The organism is Rhizobium alarense (assembly GCF_021555155.1).
Classification (GTDB): domain Bacteria; phylum Pseudomonadota; class Alphaproteobacteria; order Rhizobiales; family Rhizobiaceae; genus Rhizobium_D; species Rhizobium_D alarense.
The window spans coordinates 16267-34955 of sequence record NZ_JAKGBU010000057.1; the positions used below are offsets into that span (position 1 = coordinate 16267).

16 protein-coding genes are annotated in these 18689 nt (G+C 64.3%); 3 read left to right on the forward strand and 13 right to left on the reverse strand.

The window, feature by feature from the left end; genetic code table 11:
- Positions 1-7: 7 nt before the first annotated feature.
- The 5 genes from LXM94_RS17405 to LXM94_RS17425 all read right to left on the reverse strand — a co-directional run bounded on the left by LXM94_RS17405 (position 8) and on the right by LXM94_RS17425 (position 5545).
- Positions 8-1012: an ABC transporter permease gene (locus tag LXM94_RS17405; protein ID WP_235772741.1), complete on the reverse strand. Its 1005-nt coding sequence runs from the start codon at positions 1010-1012 to the stop codon at positions 8-10.
- Complete coding sequence (locus LXM94_RS17410; protein ID WP_235772755.1) at positions 1005-1991, reverse strand: ABC transporter permease; 987 nt, start codon at positions 1989-1991, stop codon at positions 1005-1007. The genes LXM94_RS17405 and LXM94_RS17410 overlap by 8 nt, the downstream gene beginning before the upstream one ends.
- Positions 1988-3484 (reverse strand): sugar ABC transporter ATP-binding protein, encoded by a 1497-nt coding sequence (locus tag LXM94_RS17415; protein ID WP_235772742.1) that lies wholly within the window; start codon positions 3482-3484, stop codon positions 1988-1990. The genes LXM94_RS17410 and LXM94_RS17415 overlap by 4 nt, the downstream gene beginning before the upstream one ends.
- Positions 3485-3709: 225 nt before the next feature.
- The gene (gene rhaS / locus LXM94_RS17420) at positions 3710-4696 is read right to left on the reverse strand and encodes a rhamnose ABC transporter substrate-binding protein (protein ID WP_235772743.1); all 987 of its coding nucleotides are present in this window, start codon (positions 4694-4696) and stop codon (positions 3710-3712) included.
- A 36-nt stretch (positions 4697-4732) separates the two neighbouring features.
- On the reverse strand, positions 4733-5545 hold the full coding sequence (locus LXM94_RS17425) for a DeoR/GlpR family DNA-binding transcription regulator (RefSeq protein ID WP_235772744.1): 813 nt from the start codon (positions 5543-5545) through the stop codon (positions 4733-4735).
- Positions 5546-5744: 199 nt separating this feature from the next.
- Here LXM94_RS17425 and LXM94_RS17430 point away from each other — a divergent pair, with 199 nt between their 5' ends.
- Positions 5745-7838: a bifunctional rhamnulose-1-phosphate aldolase/short-chain dehydrogenase gene (locus LXM94_RS17430; protein ID WP_235772745.1), complete on the forward strand. Its 2094-nt coding sequence runs from the start codon at positions 5745-5747 to the stop codon at positions 7836-7838.
- A 10-nt stretch (positions 7839-7848) separates the two neighbouring features.
- On the forward strand, positions 7849-9138 hold the full coding sequence (rhaI, locus tag LXM94_RS17435) for an L-rhamnose catabolism isomerase (RefSeq protein ID WP_235772746.1): 1290 nt from the start codon (positions 7849-7851) through the stop codon (positions 9136-9138).
- Positions 9139-9160: 22 nt separating this feature from the next.
- Here the strand turns inward: rhaI and LXM94_RS17440 are convergent, their stop codons facing one another.
- The 3 genes from LXM94_RS17440 to pncB form a co-directional block, all read right to left on the reverse strand.
- Entirely contained in the window at positions 9161-9760 is a 600-nt protein-coding gene (locus LXM94_RS17440; protein ID WP_235772747.1) for a hypothetical protein, read from the reverse strand.
- Between the two features lie 94 nt (positions 9761-9854).
- The gene (locus LXM94_RS17445; protein ID WP_329605622.1) at positions 9855-10202 is read right to left on the reverse strand and encodes an antitoxin MazE family protein; all 348 of its coding nucleotides are present in this window, start codon (positions 10200-10202) and stop codon (positions 9855-9857) included.
- 74 nt (positions 10203-10276) lie between these two features.
- On the reverse strand, positions 10277-11581 hold the full coding sequence (gene pncB / locus LXM94_RS17450; protein WP_235772748.1) for a nicotinate phosphoribosyltransferase: 1305 nt from the start codon (positions 11579-11581) through the stop codon (positions 10277-10279).
- 214 nt (positions 11582-11795) lie between these two features.
- Between pncB and LXM94_RS17455 the strand changes: the two genes are divergently transcribed.
- Entirely contained in the window at positions 11796-12050 is a 255-nt protein-coding gene (locus LXM94_RS17455) for a GlsB/YeaQ/YmgE family stress response membrane protein (protein ID WP_235772749.1), read from the forward strand.
- A gap of 40 nt (positions 12051-12090) precedes the next feature.
- On the opposite strand, the gene LXM94_RS17460 is transcribed toward LXM94_RS17455, so the two are convergent.
- The 5 genes from LXM94_RS17460 to LXM94_RS17480 all read right to left on the reverse strand — a co-directional run.
- Positions 12091-13614 (reverse strand): oligosaccharide flippase family protein, encoded by a 1524-nt coding sequence (locus tag LXM94_RS17460; protein ID WP_235772750.1) that lies wholly within the window; start codon positions 13612-13614, stop codon positions 12091-12093.
- Between the two features lie 224 nt (positions 13615-13838).
- The gene (locus LXM94_RS17465; protein WP_235772751.1) at positions 13839-14531 is read right to left on the reverse strand and encodes a response regulator; all 693 of its coding nucleotides are present in this window, start codon (positions 14529-14531) and stop codon (positions 13839-13841) included.
- Positions 14528-17221, reverse strand: a complete 2694-nt coding sequence (locus tag LXM94_RS17470; protein WP_235772752.1) for a sensor histidine kinase — start codon at positions 17219-17221, stop codon at positions 14528-14530. The genes LXM94_RS17465 and LXM94_RS17470 overlap by 4 nt, the downstream gene beginning before the upstream one ends.
- 8 nt (positions 17222-17229) lie before the next feature.
- Positions 17230-17799 (reverse strand): potassium-transporting ATPase subunit KdpC, encoded by a 570-nt coding sequence (kdpC, locus tag LXM94_RS17475; protein ID WP_235772753.1) that lies wholly within the window; start codon positions 17797-17799, stop codon positions 17230-17232.
- Positions 17800-17801: 2 nt separating this feature from the next.
- A partial coding sequence (locus LXM94_RS17480; RefSeq protein ID WP_235772754.1) for an HAD-IC family P-type ATPase occupies positions 17802-18689 on the reverse strand: 888 nt, incomplete at its 5' end.

The following is an 18689-nucleotide window of genomic DNA, read 5'->3' on the forward strand; positions in this document are numbered from 1 at the left end:
GGCTCCCTCAATGCGCGGCGCGGCTGCGAAGGCGCCGATAGACGATCGGCAGCGCGATGACGGTGATCAGCAGCAGGCCGATGAAGATCGACATGACGATGCCCGGCACGTTCAAGAGGCCGAAGCCGAAGGTCACCATGCCCATGATGAGCGCTGCGAGCACGACGCCCGGAATGCTGCCCGAGCCGCCGAGAATGCTGACGCCGCCGAGCACCACCATCGTCACCACCTCCAGTTCCCAGCCGAGCGCGATGGAGGGGCGCGTCGAGCCGAGACGGGAGGTCAGGCAGATCGAGGCGACCGCCGCCATCAGGCCCGTCAGAAGAAACAGGATGAACTTCACGCGCGCCACGCGGACGCCGGAAAAGAGCGCCGCGGTCGGATTGTTGCCGATCGCGTAGACGACGCGGCCGAAATTCGTCCTGTGCAGCACCACGCCGTAGATCACCGCGAGGACTGCGAAGAGGCAGAACTCGAAGGAGAAGACCCACCACACATATCCCTGGCCGAACCAGGCAAAGCTGTCGGGATAGCCGGTGAAGGCCTTGTCGCCGAGGATGACGAAGGAGAGACCGCGGAAGAGGCTCATCGTGCCGATGGTCACGACGATCGACGGCAGGCCGAGGCCGCTGACGAGCAGACCGTTGAAGGCCCCGCAGAGAAGCCCCGTCGCAAGCCCGATCGCCACGAGGGCCGGTGTGTCGAAACCGAGTTGCACGGCATAGCCCATGACGGTCGAAGTGAGCGCGATGACGGAGGCGACGGAGAGATCGATCTCGCCGGAAATGATGACGAGCGCCATGGCGAAGGCGATCATCGCCTTTTCGGTGAAATTGAAGGTGGCGTCCGACAGGTTCCACGGATCGAGGAAATAGGGCGAGGCCAGCGAATTGACGATGAAGACCGAGAGCGCCACGGCGATAAGCAGCGTTTCCCAGCTTTTCAGCAGACGCGCACCGCGTCCCTCGAGCCGGTCAGGAATGTGGCGCGCGACCATCTGTGCATCAGACATGGACTGCCTCCGCCTTCTTCAGAATGACCCTGCCCTTGCGCCGTTCGGCACGGGCGTTGACGGCGACGGCGATGATGATGACCGTGCCGGAAATCGCCATCTGGGCGAAGGGCGAGATGTCGACCACCGGCAGCGCGTTCTTGATAATGCCGAGGAAGAGCGCGCCGAGCACGGCACCGCCGACCGAGCCGATGCCGCCGGCGATCGAGATGCCGCCGATGACGCAGGCCGCGATGATATCGAGCTCGAAGCCGGCCGCGATATCGACATAGGCGACCGCATAGCGCGACACCCAGAGATAGCCGGCAAGACCCGCAAGCGTGCCGGAGAGGCAATAGGCGAAGAAGCGGGTGCGCCCGACATCGATGCCGGCATAGACCGCCGCATGCGGATTGCCGCCGACGGCGAAGAAGGCGCGGCCGAGCGGCGTGCGGCTCATGACGAGGAACATGATGCCGATCATCACGAGCGACAGCCAGGACAGCACCGGAAAGCCCAGGAGCGGCGTGCGCGGCAGCGCCTTGAAGGCCTCGCTCATCTGGTGGGCGTTGATCCAGGCGCCGTTGGTCAGGACGAAGATCAGGCCGCGATAGATGGTGAGCGTGCCGAGCGTCACGACGATCGGCGGGATGTCGAGTTTCCAGACGAGCAGGCCGTTGAGCGAGCCGAGCACCGCGCCGAGCACCATGGCGATCAGGATGACGAGCGGGATCGGCAGGCCGGGCATCGCCGCGTTGATCATCGCCGCCACCATGCCGGAAAGCGCGAGATTGGCGGCCATCGAAAGATCGATGCAGCGCGTCAGGATGACGGCCATCTGGCCAAGCGCCAGGATGATCAGGATCGACGTGTCGTTATAGACATTGGCGAGATTGCGCGGTGCGACGAAGGGCGGGAAGCGGATGGCGATCAGCGCCACCAGCGCAACGATCGCCACGACCAGAAGCATCTCGCGGTTCTTGAAAAGCGTCTTCATCAGGCAGCCTCCTCGATGCCGGCAGCGGCGCGCACCAGCTTTTCGGCCGTCAGCTCCGCACGCTCGAAGCGGCCGGCGATGCGGCCCTCGCGCATGACGATGACCCGGTCGGCCATGCCCATGATCTCGGGAATTTCGGAGGAAACCATGATGACGCTGAGACCCTGCGCGGCCAGTTCGCTCATGAAGGCGTGCACGGCTGCCTTGGAGCCGATGTCGATGCCCTTGGTCGGCTCGTCGAGGATGATGACCTTCGGCTGCGTCGCCAGCCATTTGGCGATCACCACCTTCTGCTGGTTGCCGCCCGACAGCGTTCCGACATCCTGATCGAGCGAGGCGGCGCGCAGGTCGAGGCGGGCGGTATATTCCCGCGCCAGCGCGAATTCCTCCGCCAGCTTCAGGAAGCCGCTTCGCGAGGTGCGCGTCAGCGACGGCAGCGTGACATTCTGGAAGATCGGCAGGCCGATGATCGCGCCCTGCCGGCCGCGCTCCTCTGGCACATAGACGATGCCGGCCTCGATCGCCTCCGCCGGCGAGCGGATGACCTTCACCTCGCCGTCGAGCTTCACGGCCCCGGCCGACGGCCGCGTGATGCCGATCAGCGACTGCATGAATTCCGACCGCCCGGCGCCGACAAGGCCGTAGAAACCGAGGATTTCGCCGCGGCGAAGCTCGAAATTGATGTCCTCGAACTCGGTCGGGTGGCGGTAGCCGGAGACAGTCAGCACCGGCTCGCCGATGGCGACCTCCTGCTTCGGAAAGACCTGCCCGACATCGCGGCCGACCATCAGGCGCACGAGATCGTCCTGCGTCGTCTCCCCGATCAGTCCCTCTCCCACCATGCGCCCGTCGCGAAAGACGGTGTAGCGGTCGGCGATGCGAAGGATCTCGTCGAACTTGTGGGAGATGAAGAGGATCGCCTTGCCGTCCGCCTTCAGCCGGTCGACCAGTTCATAGAGCTCGTGGATTTCCTTGTGCGACAGGGCCGCCGTCGGCTCGTCCATGATGACGACGCGGGCGTCGATGGAGAGCGCCCGCGCGATGGCGACGAGATGCTTGTTGGCGATGCCGAGATCGCGCAGCCGGATGGAGGGATCAAGATCGGCGCCGACGCGGGCGAGCAACGCGCGGGCATTCGCGTTCATCGTCTTCCAGTCGATGAGGCCGAGGCCCGTGCGCGGCGCATGGCCGAGAAAGATATTCTCGGCGACCGACAGTTCGTCGAACAGCACCGTCTCCTGATGGATCGCAGTGACGCCGGCTCTTGCGGCGGAATTGGCGGTCGGGAAATGCGTTTCCGCACCATCGACGCGAATAGTGCCCTCGTCGGGCTGGTAGATGCCGGTGAGGATCTTGACGAGCGTCGACTTGCCGGCGCCGTTCTCGCCGACGAGCGCCGTCACCGACCCCGGATAGAGCGAGAGCGAAACTTCGGAGAGCGCCTTCACGCCCGGAAAGGATTTCGAAATCCCGTCCAGCGCAATGGCAGGCTTCATCCGCGATGTGGTCGTGTCCTGCAGCAAATGTCGGTCCACCGGTGGATTGCAAAATAGACGGCACGCGCAGCGGGTTTACGGGGCACCCTCTTCTCCCCTGCGGGGAGAAGTGCCGAGCGAATGCGAGGCGATGAGGGGGAGCCGCAGGCAAAGCGCTTGCAGCTTGCCCCCTCATCCGGCCTTCGGCCACCTTCTCCCCCAGGGGAGAAGGAACACCCGCCGCGATCAGAAGATCTTGGCGAATTCCTCGACATTCGAGGCATCGTAGACGAAGGGGTCGGCCATGGCGCCTTCGTTGTTGTCGTCGAGCTTGACGGTGCCCATGCGGCCCATCTTCAGTTCGGCGCCGGGCTTGGCTTCCGCGCCGCCGATCAGGTCATAGGCGATCATCGTCGCCGAATAGCCGAGGTCGATCGGATTCCAGATCGCGAAGGACTTCGACGCGCCCGACTTTACGTGACCGGCCATTTCGGACGGCAGGCCGAGGCCCGTGACGTTGATCTGACCCACCTTACCGGCGTCGGTGACGGCCTGCGCGGCGGCGACGATGCCGACGGAGGTCGGCGCGATGATCGCCTTCAGGTCCGGATGCGACTGGATGAGCCCCTGCGTCTCGCGATAGGACTTGTCGGCGAGGTCGTCGCCATAGACGGTCGCGACGACATTGATGCCCTTGTAGTTGCCGAGCACCTTGTTCATTTCCTCGATCCAGGTGTTCTGGTTGGTCGAGGTGGCGGTCGCCGAGAGAACGGCAACGTCACCGCCGTCCGGCAGCTGATCGGCGGCCAACTTGATGATCATGTTGCCGATCAGCGGGTTCGACGACGGATTGAGGTGCATCGAACGGCCCTCGGGGGCAACGCCCGAATCCCAGGAGATCACCTTGATGCCGCGGTCCATCGCCTTCTTGAGTGCGGGAACAAGTGCATCCTTGTCGTTCGCCGAGACGGCGATGGCGTCGACCTTCTGGGCGATCAGCGAGTTGATGACCTCGATCTGGCCTTCGGCGGTGGTCGTCGTCGGGCCGGTATAGATGACCTCGACGTCGCCGAGTTCCTTGGCGGCTTCCTGTGCGCCCTTGTTGGCGGCCTCGAAGAAGCCGATGCCGAGCGCCTTGACGACGAGCGCGATCTTTTTCGTCTCGGCCTGTGCGGTCGCCATCATCGCGACAGAGACGGCCGCCGTGACGAGCAATGTCTTCAAAATCTTCATGAACGTTTCCTCCCGTTGAAAAATCCGTCCCCGGCCTCATGCCGAGAAAGGTGCAGTCTCCCCTTTGGCATCCGCCTGAACGTCTGCGACGATCAGGTTGACGCCGGCCTCTTCCAGCATCGCGGCTTCCCTGTCCTCGATGCCCGAATCCGTGATGACGGTGGTGATGCGCTTCAGGCCGCAAAGAATGAGGCTCGAACGCTTCTTGAACTTTGTGGAATCGGCCAGCACGACGAGTTCGTCCGCCTGGTCGATCAGTTTCTGCTCGGCCTGGATCAGCAGCGGATCGGCCTCCATCAGGCCGAGGGGCCCAAGCCCTTGCGCACCCATGAACATGCGGCGCGCATAAAAATTGCGCGTCACGTCATTGTCGAAGGGGCTGAGGATGATGTTCTGCTCGCGGTAGATCGTCCCGCCGGAGAGCATGATCGTGTTCTTGGAATGCTTCAGCAGGTGTTCGGCGATGTTGAACGAGTTGGTGAAGACCTGCATGCGGCGGTTCGCCAGGAAATGCACCATCTGGAAGGTGGTCGTGCCGCCGTTGATGATGATCGGGTCGCCGTCCTCGCAGAGCGCCACGGCTTGCCTTGCGATCGCCTGCTTCTGGCGGGTGTTCAGCGCCTCGTTGACCCGGAAGGGCCGGCCGGCGAGGCCGACGAACTGCGGCGGATGCAGTGCCTCGGCACCGCCGCGCACGCGTCGCAGCTTCTTCTGCACGTGGAGAGCCGCGATGTCGCGCCGGATCGTCGCCTCGGAACTGTCGGTCAGGTCCACCAGTTCGGGAACCGTCACGACAGGCTTCTCCTGAACCGCGGACAGAATGATCCGGTGTCTTTCCTTCTCGTGCATAGCTCCTCCAGTGCGTGCAATGCTTCCATCACCATCGCGCAATGTCAATCACATTCAATCATATTTTTTCATTGTGCGGTGCAGTATGACTGATTCTGATCGTTTATGATTGACAGGCGCGACGCTTCCATGAGATTTGAAAGCACGCCATCAAGCGCAGTGGAAGAGCTGCGAACGAGAACGACCGGGAGGACTACCGATGCTCGACAAGCACCAGGGCGCACGCCTTGCGAACCTGTGGGACGACGCCAGAGCGTCCGCGATGAGCGAATCCGAGCGGCTTCTCTATCGCTCCAACCTGCTCGGCTCCGACAAGCGCATCACCAACTACGGCGGCGGCAATACCTCGGCGAAGGTCATCGAAAAGGACCCGCTCGGGGGCGGCGAGACCGAGGTGCTCTGGGTCAAGGGCTCCGGTGGCGACGTCGGCACCATCCAGATGGATGGCTTCGCCACGCTTTACATGAACAAGCTGGAAGCGCTGAAGGGTCTTTATCGCGGCGTCGAACACGAGGACGAGATGGTGGGGTATCTTCCGCACTGCACCTTCAACCTCAATCCGCGCGCCGCCTCGATCGACACGCCGCTGCATGCCTATGTGCCGAAGAAACATGTCGATCACATGCATCCGGACGCGATCATCGCCATCGCCGCCGCGAAGAACAGCCGGGAACTGACGCAGAAGATTTTTGGCGACGACATCGGTTGGCTGCCCTGGAAGCGGCCGGGCTACGAACTCGGCCTTTGGCTCGAAGAATTCTGCCGCGACAATCCGACGGCACGCGGCGTCGTGCTGGAAAGCCACGGCCTCTTCACCTGGGCCGATGTGGCGAAGGACTGCTACGAAACGACGATCGAGATCATCAACAAGGCAATCGCCTGGTTCGAACAAAACAACACGGCGCCCGCCTTCGGCGGTGCGGTGAAGCCTGTCCTGCCGGCGGCCGAGCGTCGCGCGGTGGCGGAAAAGCTGATGCCGGTGATCCGCGGCATGATCAGCGCCGACGAGAAGAAAGTCGGCCATTTCGAGGACGGCGAGGCGGTGCTCGACTTCGTCACGTCGAAGAACCTCCAGCCGCTGGCCGCCCTCGGGACGAGCTGCCCGGACCATTTCCTGCGCACCAAGATCCGCCCGCTGGTCGTCGATTTCGATCCGGCCAATCCGGATGTGGACAAGACCCTTGCCGGTCTCGCCGATGCCGTCGCCGCCTATCGCGCCGACTATGCCGCCTACTATGAGCGCTGCAAACGCGCCAACAGCCCGGCCATGCGCGACCCGAACGCGGTCGTCTATCTGGTGCCAGGCGTCGGCATGATCACCTTTGCCAAGGACAAGGCGACGGCGCGCATTTCCGGCGAGTTCTACGTCAACGCCATCAACGTCATGCGCGGCGCCTCCGGCGTCTCAACCTATGTCGGCCTGCCGGAACAGGAGGCGTTCGACATCGAATACTGGCTGCTGGAAGAGGCGAAGCTGCTGCGCATGCCGAAGCCGAAGAGCCTGGCCGGCCGCATCGCGCTCGTCACCGGCGGCGCCGGCGGCATCGGCAAGGCGACGGCGAGCCGGCTGATGGCGGAGGGCGCCTGCGTGGTGCTCGCCGACATCGACGAGGCGGCGCTTGCCGATGCGCATACGGAACTCGCCGGGCGCTACGGCAAGGATGTCGTGCGCGCCCTGCCGATGAACGTCACCGACGAGGGGCTGGTGGCCAAAAGCTTCGCCGATACCTTGGTCGAGTTCGGCGGGCTCGACATCCTCGTCTCCAATGCCGGGCTTGCCTCCTCCGCCCCGATCGAGGAGACGACGCTGGCGCTGTGGGAGAAGAACATCGGCATTCTCGCCACCGGCTATTTCCTCGTCGCGCGCGAGGCCTTCCGGATTTTCCGCCGGCAGAAGGCGGGCGGCAACGTCGTCTTCGTCGCCTCCAAGAACGGCCTTGCCGCCTCCCCCGGCGCGTCCGCCTATTGCACGGCAAAGGCCGCCGAAATCCACCTTGCCCGCTGCCTTGCGCTCGAAGGCGCCTCCGAGCAGATCCGCGTCAACGTGGTGAACCCGGATGCCGTGCTGCGCGGCTCGAAGATCTGGACGGGCGAATGGAAGGAACAGCGTGCCGCGACCTACAAGACCGATGATCTCGAAGCGCACTATCGCGAGCGCTCCATGCTGAAGCTCTCGGTCTTCCCGGAGGACATCGCCGAGGCGATCTACTTCCTCGCCTCCGACATGTCGGCGAAATCGACCGGCAACATCATCAATGTCGACGCGGGCAACGCCCAGTCCTTCACGCGCTGAGGAGGCCGCCATGACGATGATCGAAGGCGAGCTGATCGTCCGCGAGAACGACCGCCGCAAGGCCGACCTGCTGCGCGACTACACCCATCTCGGCGAGCAGCTGTCGCGCCGCGGCGTCGACATCGAGGCCGTTAAAGCGAAAGTCGCAGCTTACGCCGTCGCCGTCCCTTCCTGGGGTGTCGGCACCGGCGGCACGCGTTTTGCGCGCTTTCCGGGCCTGGGCGAGCCGCGCAACATCTTCGACAAGCTGGAGGACTGCGCCGTCATCCACGAACTGACCCGCGCGACGCCGACCGTCTCGCTGCACATTCCGTGGGACAAGGTCAGCGACCTCAAGGAGCTGAAGCAGAAGGGTGAAGCGCTCGGCCTCGGCTTCGACGCGATGAACTCCAACACCTTCTCCGACGCGCCTGGCCAGGAACAGTCCTACAAGTTCGGCTCGCTCTCCCATGCCAATGCCGCCACGCGCCAGCAGGCCGTCGAGCACAATCTCGAATGCATCGCGATGGGCGAGGCACTGGGCTCCAAGGCGCTGACGGTCTGGATCGGCGACGGCACGAACTTTCCGGGCCAGGCGAATTTCACCAAAAGCTTCGAGCGCTATCTCGACGCGATGAAGGCGATCTACAGGGAACTGCCGGAAGACTGGCGGCTCTTCACCGAGCACAAGATGTACGAGCCGGCCTTCTATTCGACCGTCGTGCAGGACTGGGGCACCAACTACCTGATCGCGCAGGAACTCGGCCCCAAGGCCTATTGCCTCGTCGACCTCGGCCACCATGCGCCGAACGTCAATATCGAGATGATCGTCGCCCGGCTCATTCAGTTCAGGAAGCTCGGCGGCTTCCATTTCAACGATTCGAAATATGGCGACGACGACCTCGACACCGGCTCGATCGACCCCTACCGCCTCTTCCTCGTCTTCAACGAACTGGTGGATGCCGAAACCCGCAAGGCCGAGGGTTTCGCGCCCGCCCACATGCTCGACCAGAGCCACAACGTGACCGACCCGATCGAAAGCCTGATGCGCAGCGCCACCGAAGTCTGCCGCGCCTACGCGCAGGGCCTCATCGTCGACCGCGAAGCGCTTGCCGCCCACCAGGACGACAACGACGCCCTGATGGCCTCCGAAACCCTGAAGACAGCCTTCCGAACCGACGTCGAACCGATCCTCGCCATGGCGCGCATGGAGAACGGTGGCGCGATCGATCCGGTCGCGGCATATCGGGCAGCGGGGTATCGGGCGAAGGTGGCGAGCGAGCGGCCGGCGGTGGCGGGTGGCGGCGGGGGGATTGTGTGACACACACTTCCAAGTGTCCAAATCAGTCTTCTTGCAAGCTAGAGAATACAGCATAGGCAACACATCGGCATAGTGCTTGCCAAAAATCTAGCTCGCCAGCGTCTACAGTAAATCGTTCAATAGGCTCGTTGATGTCGCTGCCCTTACGAGCCCAATAAATCAGTCCCTTGAAATCTGCCGCATAGGTCCAGTTTGAGTGTGCAACTGCATTTCGAAAAGACCTTACGGGATTGTCAGTAAGGTATTTCGCGCATTTTCGAGTCGCAGAATCTTTTGGCATGTTCTTTCGAAGCGTCAAGAAACACGCTTCTGGCAGATACACGAAACATACATATATCTGTGTAATGACCATCGCCCGAGTGACATAGGGTGATTCTTTTAGATGAGCTGCCCTCGCCTTTTCCATCCAACCTTGAAACGCTGTCAGCTCCATCAATCGATCATCAATGGGAACAGGAGTGGCGTTTGCGATTTCTTTTTTATGTTCCGTACTCAGGTTCTTTACTTCAGTTGATATAATTGTCGCAAGGCGACTTACAATTTCCTCTTGGATTTTCACGCGGCTGAGCAATTGGCAACGATAGAATTCCATTTGAGAATCGACTATGCGCCAGCTTGTCATCTAAAGCGGCCCTCGTTGCATTCCCCGAAGGCAAAGAGTTGTGGAGTTCGACACTGACACCAGTTACTCTTGGAATCTATCACCATCAGAAAGGTCACTCTATCGCGATGAATCGCGCGCCCGACTCATGGTCGAGGTCCCCAAGCGCGGCGACTATGAAACCGTCCAAGTCGCAGTCGCCCGTATCCGCCGCCGCGACCAATCGCGCCTGACGGCGGCACTCATTGGCGAAGCCCGGTCGGCTCGTATCCGTCACCCATATTTGCAAGGGAGGCGATCCTGCCGCCCGCACCGCGTCCCGACACCTCTGAAACCATTTGATGACAGGCGTCAGCATATCTAATCTTGCTCGCTTTTCGCCAAATGTGACGCATAAGGCGAGCGGCTTCAACCGTTTCTCTCCAGTTGCTTCAAACGCGGGGGATAAACCGCCGCACGACATGCAAAATAGGCGCTGGATGCGCTCCGGCTTCGCCAGCGTCCACAAACATCGGTCGAAGAATCCTCAGAGCGCCCCTACACCCTGACCGCCTGCTCGACAAAATCCTCCGTCCCGAAGAACCTGAGATAGCGCTCCACCGCCGCCGGATCGCCGGTCGCCTTCTGCGGATTGTCGGAGAGCTTGACGGCCGGGCGGCCGTTGGCGTCGCTGACCTTGCAGACGATCGAGATCGGGTCGAGGCCGCGCACGGTTTTGGGGGCGCAGCCGACGAAGTCGTTGGTGAGGTTGGTGCCCCAGCCGAAGCTCATGCGCACCCGGCCCTCGAAATGACGGTAGGTCTCGATGATCGTGTCGACGTCGAGGCCGTCGGAGAAGATCAGCAGCTTTTCACGCGGATCGCGGCCGCGGGATTTCCACCAAGCGATAATCTTTTCGCCGCCCTCGATCGGCGGCGCGCTGTCCGGGCGGAAGCCGGTCCAGTCGGCCACCCAGTCCGGCGCATTGCGCAGGAACGCCGCCGTGCCGAAGGCGTCGGGCAGCACGATCAGCAGGTTGCCGCCATAAAGCCGGTTCCAGTCCTGCAGGACCGCGTAGGGGGCGGCCGCCAGTTCGGCATCGCTGTCGGCCAGCGCGGCCGCCACCATCGGCAGTTCGTGGGCGTTGGTGCCGAGCGCCTCGAGATCGGTATCCATCGCCAGCAATACATTGCTGGTGCCGGAAAAGGACGGTCCGATGCCCTCCTTCAGCGCCTCGACGCACCAGCGCTGCCACAGGAAGGAATGCCGCCGCCTCGTGCCGAAATCGGAAATCCGCAGTTTGGGTTGCTCGCGCAGGCGCTCGACCTTCGACCACATCTTCGCCTTGGCGCGCGCATAGAGCACGTCGAGCGCGAACGGCCCCATCTCCTTCATGGTGCTGCGCGAGCGCAACTCGTTGATGATCGCGAGTGCCGGGATCTCCCACATCGTGGTGTGGGTCCACCGACCGGGGAATGTCAGCTCGTACTGACCGTTGCGGCGCGTGAGTTCGTAGTCGGGCAGCCGGAAATCGGCGAGCCAGGCGAGGAATTCCGGCGAGAATATCTGTTTGCGGCCGTAGAAGCTGTTGCCGGCGAGCCAGATCATCTCCTTCTTGGTGAAACGCACGTCGCGCACGTAGTCGAGTTGTTCGCGCAACTCCTGCTCATCGATCTCCTCGGTCAGCTTCACCGTCTTCGAGCGATTGATCAGCGAGAAGGTCGCCTCGACGTCCGGATAGAGCTTCCAGATCATCTGCAGCATGAGAAGCTTGTAGAAATCCGTGTCGAGCAGGCTGCGCACGATCGGGTCGAGCTTCCAGGCATTGTCGTAGACACGGCGGGCGATGTCCGTCTTCGTCATGTGAAAGCCCTCCGATCCCTTGCCTTCCGAAAGATGCGACCGACGGTGCGGCGGCGCACGCAGTCATGGCATGCAAGGTGGCTTCACCGCAACCTCGATCGCGGGGATGCCGGCGGCAGCCGCAGGGCGGTCGCGACGGCAATGTGCGCTCTTGTAATCCAATCGTCGCCGAACAATGCTAGCGACTGTTCATAAACCTGCACGGGAGACACCTATGGGTATCGAAAGCATCCTCGTATTCCTCATCGTCGGCGCAATTGCCGGCTGGCTGGCTGGCCTCATCGTATCCGGCTTCGGCTTCGGCCTCGTCGGCAACATCGTCGTCGGCATCGTCGGCGCCTTCATCGCCGGCTTCCTCTTCCCGGCCATCGGCGTCAGCCTCGGCGCGGGCATCATCGCCGCGATCATCCACGCGACGATCGGCGCCGTCATCCTCCTCGTGCTGATCAAGGTCATCAAGCGGGCCTGAGCCGCTCCGCCGGGGTCCCGACGCGGCATTGCCGGCCGGCTCATTCGCCGGGTGTCAGGACCTCGGCCGCGGCCTGCCGCCGTGTCCCGCGCCAGGATCCTCCAAACACATGGCGAACCATCGCGACGATGTCGTCAAAGGTCTGGCGCTCCTGCAGCCGCAGGAGGATGAGGGAGCCGAGGGCAACGACAATGGCCGACACGAGGAGCCACGTCAGGCTCCGTTCGAAGAGAACCTCGCAAAGGCAGGCAAAAAGGATCAGTCCGGCCGACGGCAGCAGGGACAAAAGGATGCGGTTCTTCATCGGCGAGATGACGACGAGCAGGCCGAAGTCGAAGAGGTTGCGCAGCAGGTAGGCTGCGGCTGCCCCCATCAGCCCGAATTCACGGACGAGCACGAAGAGCACCAGCGCATAGGGCAGCATCTGCGCCATGTGGAACTTCGCCGTCAGGTCCGGCCGCCCCTGGGCCTGAAGCAGCGTATAGGGTGCGAAGGTCAGCGCGTTCGGCAGCACGCCGGCAAGAAGAAAGACGCCGATGCCGCCGGCCGACGCCGCGAAATCCGCGCCCATCCACAGCGTCAGGAGCGGCCGGAACAGGATCAGGCCCACGGCGCAGAATCCGCCGTAAAGGATGGCGCCCGCCACCAGCGCGCGGCCGGCGACCGCCGTCGCCTCCCGGACGGGCAGGCTCGACAGGCGGGGGAAGAGCGTTCGCGCCAGCGCATTGGTGATCAGCTGGCTGCGCGCCACCAGCGTCATCGGAACGGCGTAGTAGGTGACGGAGGCGACGCTCAGGACCCGGCCGATCACGAACTGATCGAGCGAGTTGAGGAAGGGAAGCAGCACGCCGGAGACCGTTACCCAGCCGCCATAGCCCATGAGCTGCCGGGCGCTCGCCCGGTCGAAATCGGAAAGCCGCAGCGGTCGTTCCAGGTGGGCCACGGCGGCAAGCACGGCGAGCACGGACATCCCGCGGGCGATTGCCGCAGCGGGAACGACGACCGCCAGACTCGGCGAGACGAAGACGGCAACGACGACAGGCACGATCTGGGCAACCGCAAGACCGGACACCTGCAGGACATTCGCCACGAGGAACCGTTCCCGCGATTCAATGACCCCGAGCCCGACGCCGTTGAGCAGCGCGATCGGCAGCAGGCAGGCGATCCAGGGCATGGCCGCGGCCACCTCACCCTTCAGATCGTCCGGCACCGACATGACATCGTTCAGGAGGTAGCCACCGGCAAGATAGAGAATTGCGCCGCCCACGACCGCGAGCGCGAAATTGAGGCCGAGCGACGTCACGACGACCCGCGCACGCTCGCCGGGCGCGCCGGCCCCGATCCGCGCCAGCGCATTGGCGGAGGCGCGCGAGAGCCCGAGGTCGAGGAAGCCGAAATAACCGAGCAGCACCCAGACCAGCGCCATCAGGCCATAGCGCTCATCGCCGATATGGCGCACATAGATCGGCAGCGTCGCGAGCGCCACGACGACGGGAACCACGGCGCCGACCAGGTTTATCGCCAGGCTGGCACCCAAAGGCTTGCGCTCTGCCGTATCGCTCATGTCAAAGGCGTCCCTACATAGACCCGGCCTTCGAGCGCCGGCGGGCCGGCGGCCGAACCGCATCGTCCGACGGACAACTCCGATCGGGATGCGGCGCCCTCAGCGCATCATGCCGCTGATCGGGCGGACACTAGACCGCGGACCCTTAGCGAAGCTTCGACAAAATCGACGGTATTTGAGCGAATTCGCAAAATGGGGCAGAATCGGCGATCCCGCATGCAGCATCACCCCTCGTCGCCGACAAAACGATACCCGACGCCCGGCTCCGTGCGCACGATGCGGGGTTCGGAGGGGTCAGCTTCGATCTTCTGGCGCAGTTGTCCGACGAAGACGCGGAGATAGTGCAGATCCTCCGCATGCGCGGGTCCCCAGACCGAGGAGAGCAGTGTCCGATGGGTGACGACGCGCCCGGCATGGCGGGCGAGCGTGATCAACAGGTCATATTCCTTGGGCGTCAGTTTCACCGCCTCGCCGTCGCGCGATACGCTGCGCCGCACGGTATCGACCGACAGGCCGTCGGCGAGGAACTGGGTGGCGCCGGCCTCGGCGCGGATGCGGTGCCGAAGCGCCGTGCGGATGCGGGCGGTCAGCTCGCCGATGCCGAAGGGCTTCTCGATATAGTCGTCCGCGCCGAGATCGAGCGCTTCGATCTTCTCGCTCTCGCGATCGCGCGCCGACAGAATGATGATCGGGATTTCCGACCAGCCGCGGATGCCGGCGATCACTTCCTTGCCGTCCATGTCCGGCAGACCAAGATCGAGGATCACCACATCGGGGGCGGTGGTCGCGACCATCTTCAGCGCATCGCCCCCCGTCGCCGCCTCGACCACGTCGTAGCCCGCCGCCCCAAGGGCGGGGCGCAGGAAACGCTGGATCTGCGGTTCGTCGTCGACGACGAGGATGCGGTCGCGGTTCATGATGCCTTCTGTCCGATCTGGTCCGGTGCTGCGGGGAATCGCATGAGGATGCGCGTCCCCTTGCGTTTAAGCGCCGGACTTTCGGCAAATATGCGGCCGCCCATCGCCTCGACGAACCCGCGCGCGATCGAAAGCCCGAGCCCCGTGCCGGGCGAGCGCCCGTCGGCACCTCCACGGCGATAGAACTTGTCAAAGACGCGCTCGAGATCTGCCGGCGGGATGCCCTTGCCGAGATCGGTGACGGAAATCAGCACCGTGTCGCCGTCGCGCCGGGCATAGACGTTCACCGGTTCGGCACCGCCGTATTTGTGGGCATTGTCGAGCAGGTTGAACAGCACCTGCCCGAGCAGCACGCTGTCGCCCCGGATGAGGGGCAGGTCCGGCGCGATCCCCGTCTCGATCGCATGGCCGGGGAAATATTTACGGGCGCGTTCGACGGCGCCGCGCACCACGTCCGCGACGTCCACCCAATCCTTCCTGGCGTTGAGCGTTCCGGCCTCGATGCGGGTCATGTCGAGCAGATTGGCGACAAAGCGGCTGAGCCTGCCGCCCTCCTCCTCGATCGACTGCAGCAGGTCGTCGCGACTTTCCGGCGGCATCCGGTCGCCGAACTGCCGGAGGCTGGTGACCGCGCCGGTTATGGTGGCAAGCGGCGTGCGCAGGTCATGGGAGATCGAGGAAAGCAGCGCGGACCGATAGCGCTCGCCCTCCAGCCTCGCGGCCTGGTCGATGCTTTCCTGCGACAGCCGCGCCCGGTCGATCGCGACCGCCGTCTGGTCGAGGATCGCCGACAGCGCCCGCTCGGCATTGATGTCGAGCGCTTCGCCCGCCTGCTCGTAGCCACAGACCCCCACGACGCCGTGCGGGCTTGTCAACGGCCGGAACTGGAATGGGCTGCTCGGCAGAGTGCCGGTGCCGTTGCCGGCGGGTTCGCGTTTGTCGTGCGCCCACCGGGCGGCCGTCATGTCGGCGACGCCGAGCTCCGTATCGGGCGGCCAGGCCGCCGCGGCACGCAACTCGCCGCCCTCCGGCAGGAGCAGGATGACGTTGCGGCGCAGGCTCGCCTGAAGCTGCGTCACCGCCGCCCAGAGAACTTCGTCCGCTTTCGTGGTCCCGGCGAGCTTGCGGGAAAAGTCATAGAGCGTCTGGACGGCCGTCGCGCGAACCTTCGCCGCCTGCGCCTGCTCGCGGATGCGGGAGGCGAGGCTGCCGGCCAGAACCGCGGCCGCGAGGAAGACGAAGAGTGCGAAAACCTCGTGCGGCGCGGCGATGGTGAATGTGTGCAGCGGATCGATGAAGAAGAAATTGTAGGCGAGTGTCGAAAGCAGAGCCGCCAGGAAGGCGGAGGCATAACCCGCATAGGCAGCCGACGCGAGCACGGCGAGCAGGAACAGCAGTGAGATGTTCGGCAGATCGACGAAGCGATCGATGATCAGGCCGACAATCGTCGTACCTATTACGGAGGCGACGGCAATGATCGTCGAGCGCTGCATATGGGCGAGCGGCAGGCGCCGAAACGGCCGTGTGCGGCGGCGCGACGCGTCCTCGTCGGTCGTGACGAGATGCACGCCGATGCCGGCAGCCCTTCGGGCCAGCGCATCGGGAAGCGACGGGCGCAGCAGCGTGAACCAGCCGGGAATCCGGCGGGCGCCGATGACGATCTGCGTCGCATGCTCCCGCCGCGCCAGCTTCAGGATCTCCTCGACAAAGTCGTTGCCGATGATGCGGCGCGTCTCCGCGCCGAGTTGCTCGGCAAGCCGGAAGGTGTCGTCCAGCCGCCGAACGGCGGCGCTGTCCTCCGCCTCGCGGTCGGCCCGCTCCACCGACACGACGATCCACGGGGCATTGAGACCGGAGGCGAGCCGGCTCGCGACGCGCACCACCTTCTCCGACAGGGGATCCGGACCGACGCAGACGATGAGCCGCTCGCTCGTCGCCCACGGCCCCTCGATCGCGTTCTGCTTGAGATAATCGACCATCTGGTCGTCGACGCGGTCGGCGGTGCGGCGCAACGCCAGTTCACGCAGCGCCGTCAGGTTGCCGAGCCGGAAGAAGCGGTCGACGGCGCGTTTGGCGCTGTCGGGCAGATAGACCTTGCCCTCGTTCAGCCGCTCGATGAGTTCGGCCGGCGGCAGGTCGACCAGGATGACGTCGTCCGCGCGCTTCAGCACCACGTCCGGCACGCGTTCGCGCACTGTCACGCCGGTGATCTGGGCAACGAGATCGGACAGGCTCTCCAGGTGCTGAATGTTGAGCGCCGTCCAGACGTCGATGCCGGCGGCGACCAGTTCCTCGATATCCTGGTAGCGCTTGGGATGCCGACTGCCCTGCGGATTGCTGTGCGCGAGTTCGTCGACGACGATGATGCGGGGCTTTCGCGCCAGCGCCGCGTCGAGATCGAACTCTTCGAGCACGTGGCCGCGATGCTCGATTCTGTGCCGCGGCAGGATGTCCAACCCCTCCGTCAGCGCGGCCGTCTCGTTGCGGCCGTGCGTTTCGACGAGGCCGATGACGATGTCGGCGCCGTCCGCCTTCAGCCGCCGTGCACGCGACAGCATCGCATAGGTCTTGCCGACGCCTGGAGCGGCACCGACGAAAACCGTCAGCTTGCCCCGGCGGTCCTTGTCCGCCAGGGCAAGCAGGGCATCGGGATCGGGACGGCTTTTCGGTTCGCGATCGGTTTCAGGCATTCTCGTCTTCAGGTCTTCAGCGCGTCCAGCGCAAGATTGAGTTCTAGCACATTCACACGCGGTTCACCGACGATTCCGGCCGAGCGCGCTTCAACGCTTCGCTCCACCAGGTCCGCGACATCCGCCTCCGGAAGCCCGCGCGCACCGGCGACACGGGCGACCTGCGCCCGGGCGAAATCCGGCGAGATGTGCGGATCGAGGCCCGATCCCGAGGCAGTGGCGGCATCGGCCGGCAGAGGGCCCGAGATACCGCTCGCCTTCAGTCGCTCGACATCCGCCGCCACCCGGTCGCGCAGTTTGACCGAGGTGGCGCCGAGATTGGAGCCGCTGGAAGCGCCCGCATTGTAGGCGTCCGGCCCGGTTGCCGACGGGCGCGGCCAGAAATAGCGCTCGCTCGCGAACCCCTGGCCGATGAGCGCGGAGCCGACGACGGTACCGTTGCGCTCGACGAGACTGCCATTGGCCGCGGCCGGCAGGGCGACCTGCGCAATACCGGTGACGGCCAGCGGATAGGCGAGACCCGTGATGAGGGTCATGAGCACGATGAGCGTGAAGGCGGGTCTGAGATGGGTCAACATGTCTACACCAGATTGAGAGCAACGATGGCGATGTCGATGAGCTTGATGCCGGCGAAGGGCAGCAGCAGGCCGCCGAGACCATAGACGAGCAGGTTGCGGCGCAGCAGGGCGGCCGCGCCGGACGGACGGTAGGCGACGCCCTTCAGCGCCAGCGGAATGAGCGCGACGATGATCAGCGCATTGAAGATCACCGCCGACAGGATCGCCGAACGCGACGACGCGAGCCCCATGACGTTCAACGCCTCAAGCGCCGGGTAGGTCGCGACGAAGAGCGCCGGGATGATGGCGAAATATTTCGCAACGTCGTTGGCAATCGAGAAGGTGGTCAGCGAGCCACGGGTCATCAGGAGCTGCTTGCCGATTTCCACGATCTCGATGAGCTTTGTGGGACTCGAATCGAGGTCCACCATGTTGGCGGCCTCGCGGGCCGCCTGGGTGCCTGTCTGCATCGCCACGCCCACGTCGGCCTGGGCAAGCGCCGGCGCGTCGTTCGTGCCGTCACCGCACATGGCGATGAGCCGGCCGCCCTGCTGCTCCTTCCGGATATAGGCGAGCTTGTCCTCCGGCGTCGCTTCCGCGAGGAAATCGTCGACACCGGCTTCCGAGGCGATCGCGGCCGCCGTGACCGGGTTGTCGCCGGTGACCATCACGGTGCGGATGCCCATGGCCCGAAGCGCAGCGAAACGCTCCTTGATGTCGGGCTTCACGACGTCCTTCAGGTGGATGACCCCGAGCAGACGGTCGCCGTCGGCAACGGCGAGCGGAGTGCCGCCGGTGCGGGCGATCCTGTCGACTGCCTGGCGGAAATCCGCCGGGACCTGACTGTCGGCAAGGCCTGCAAATTTGATGACGGCGTCGACCGCACCCTTGCGCAACCGCCGGCCGCCGGC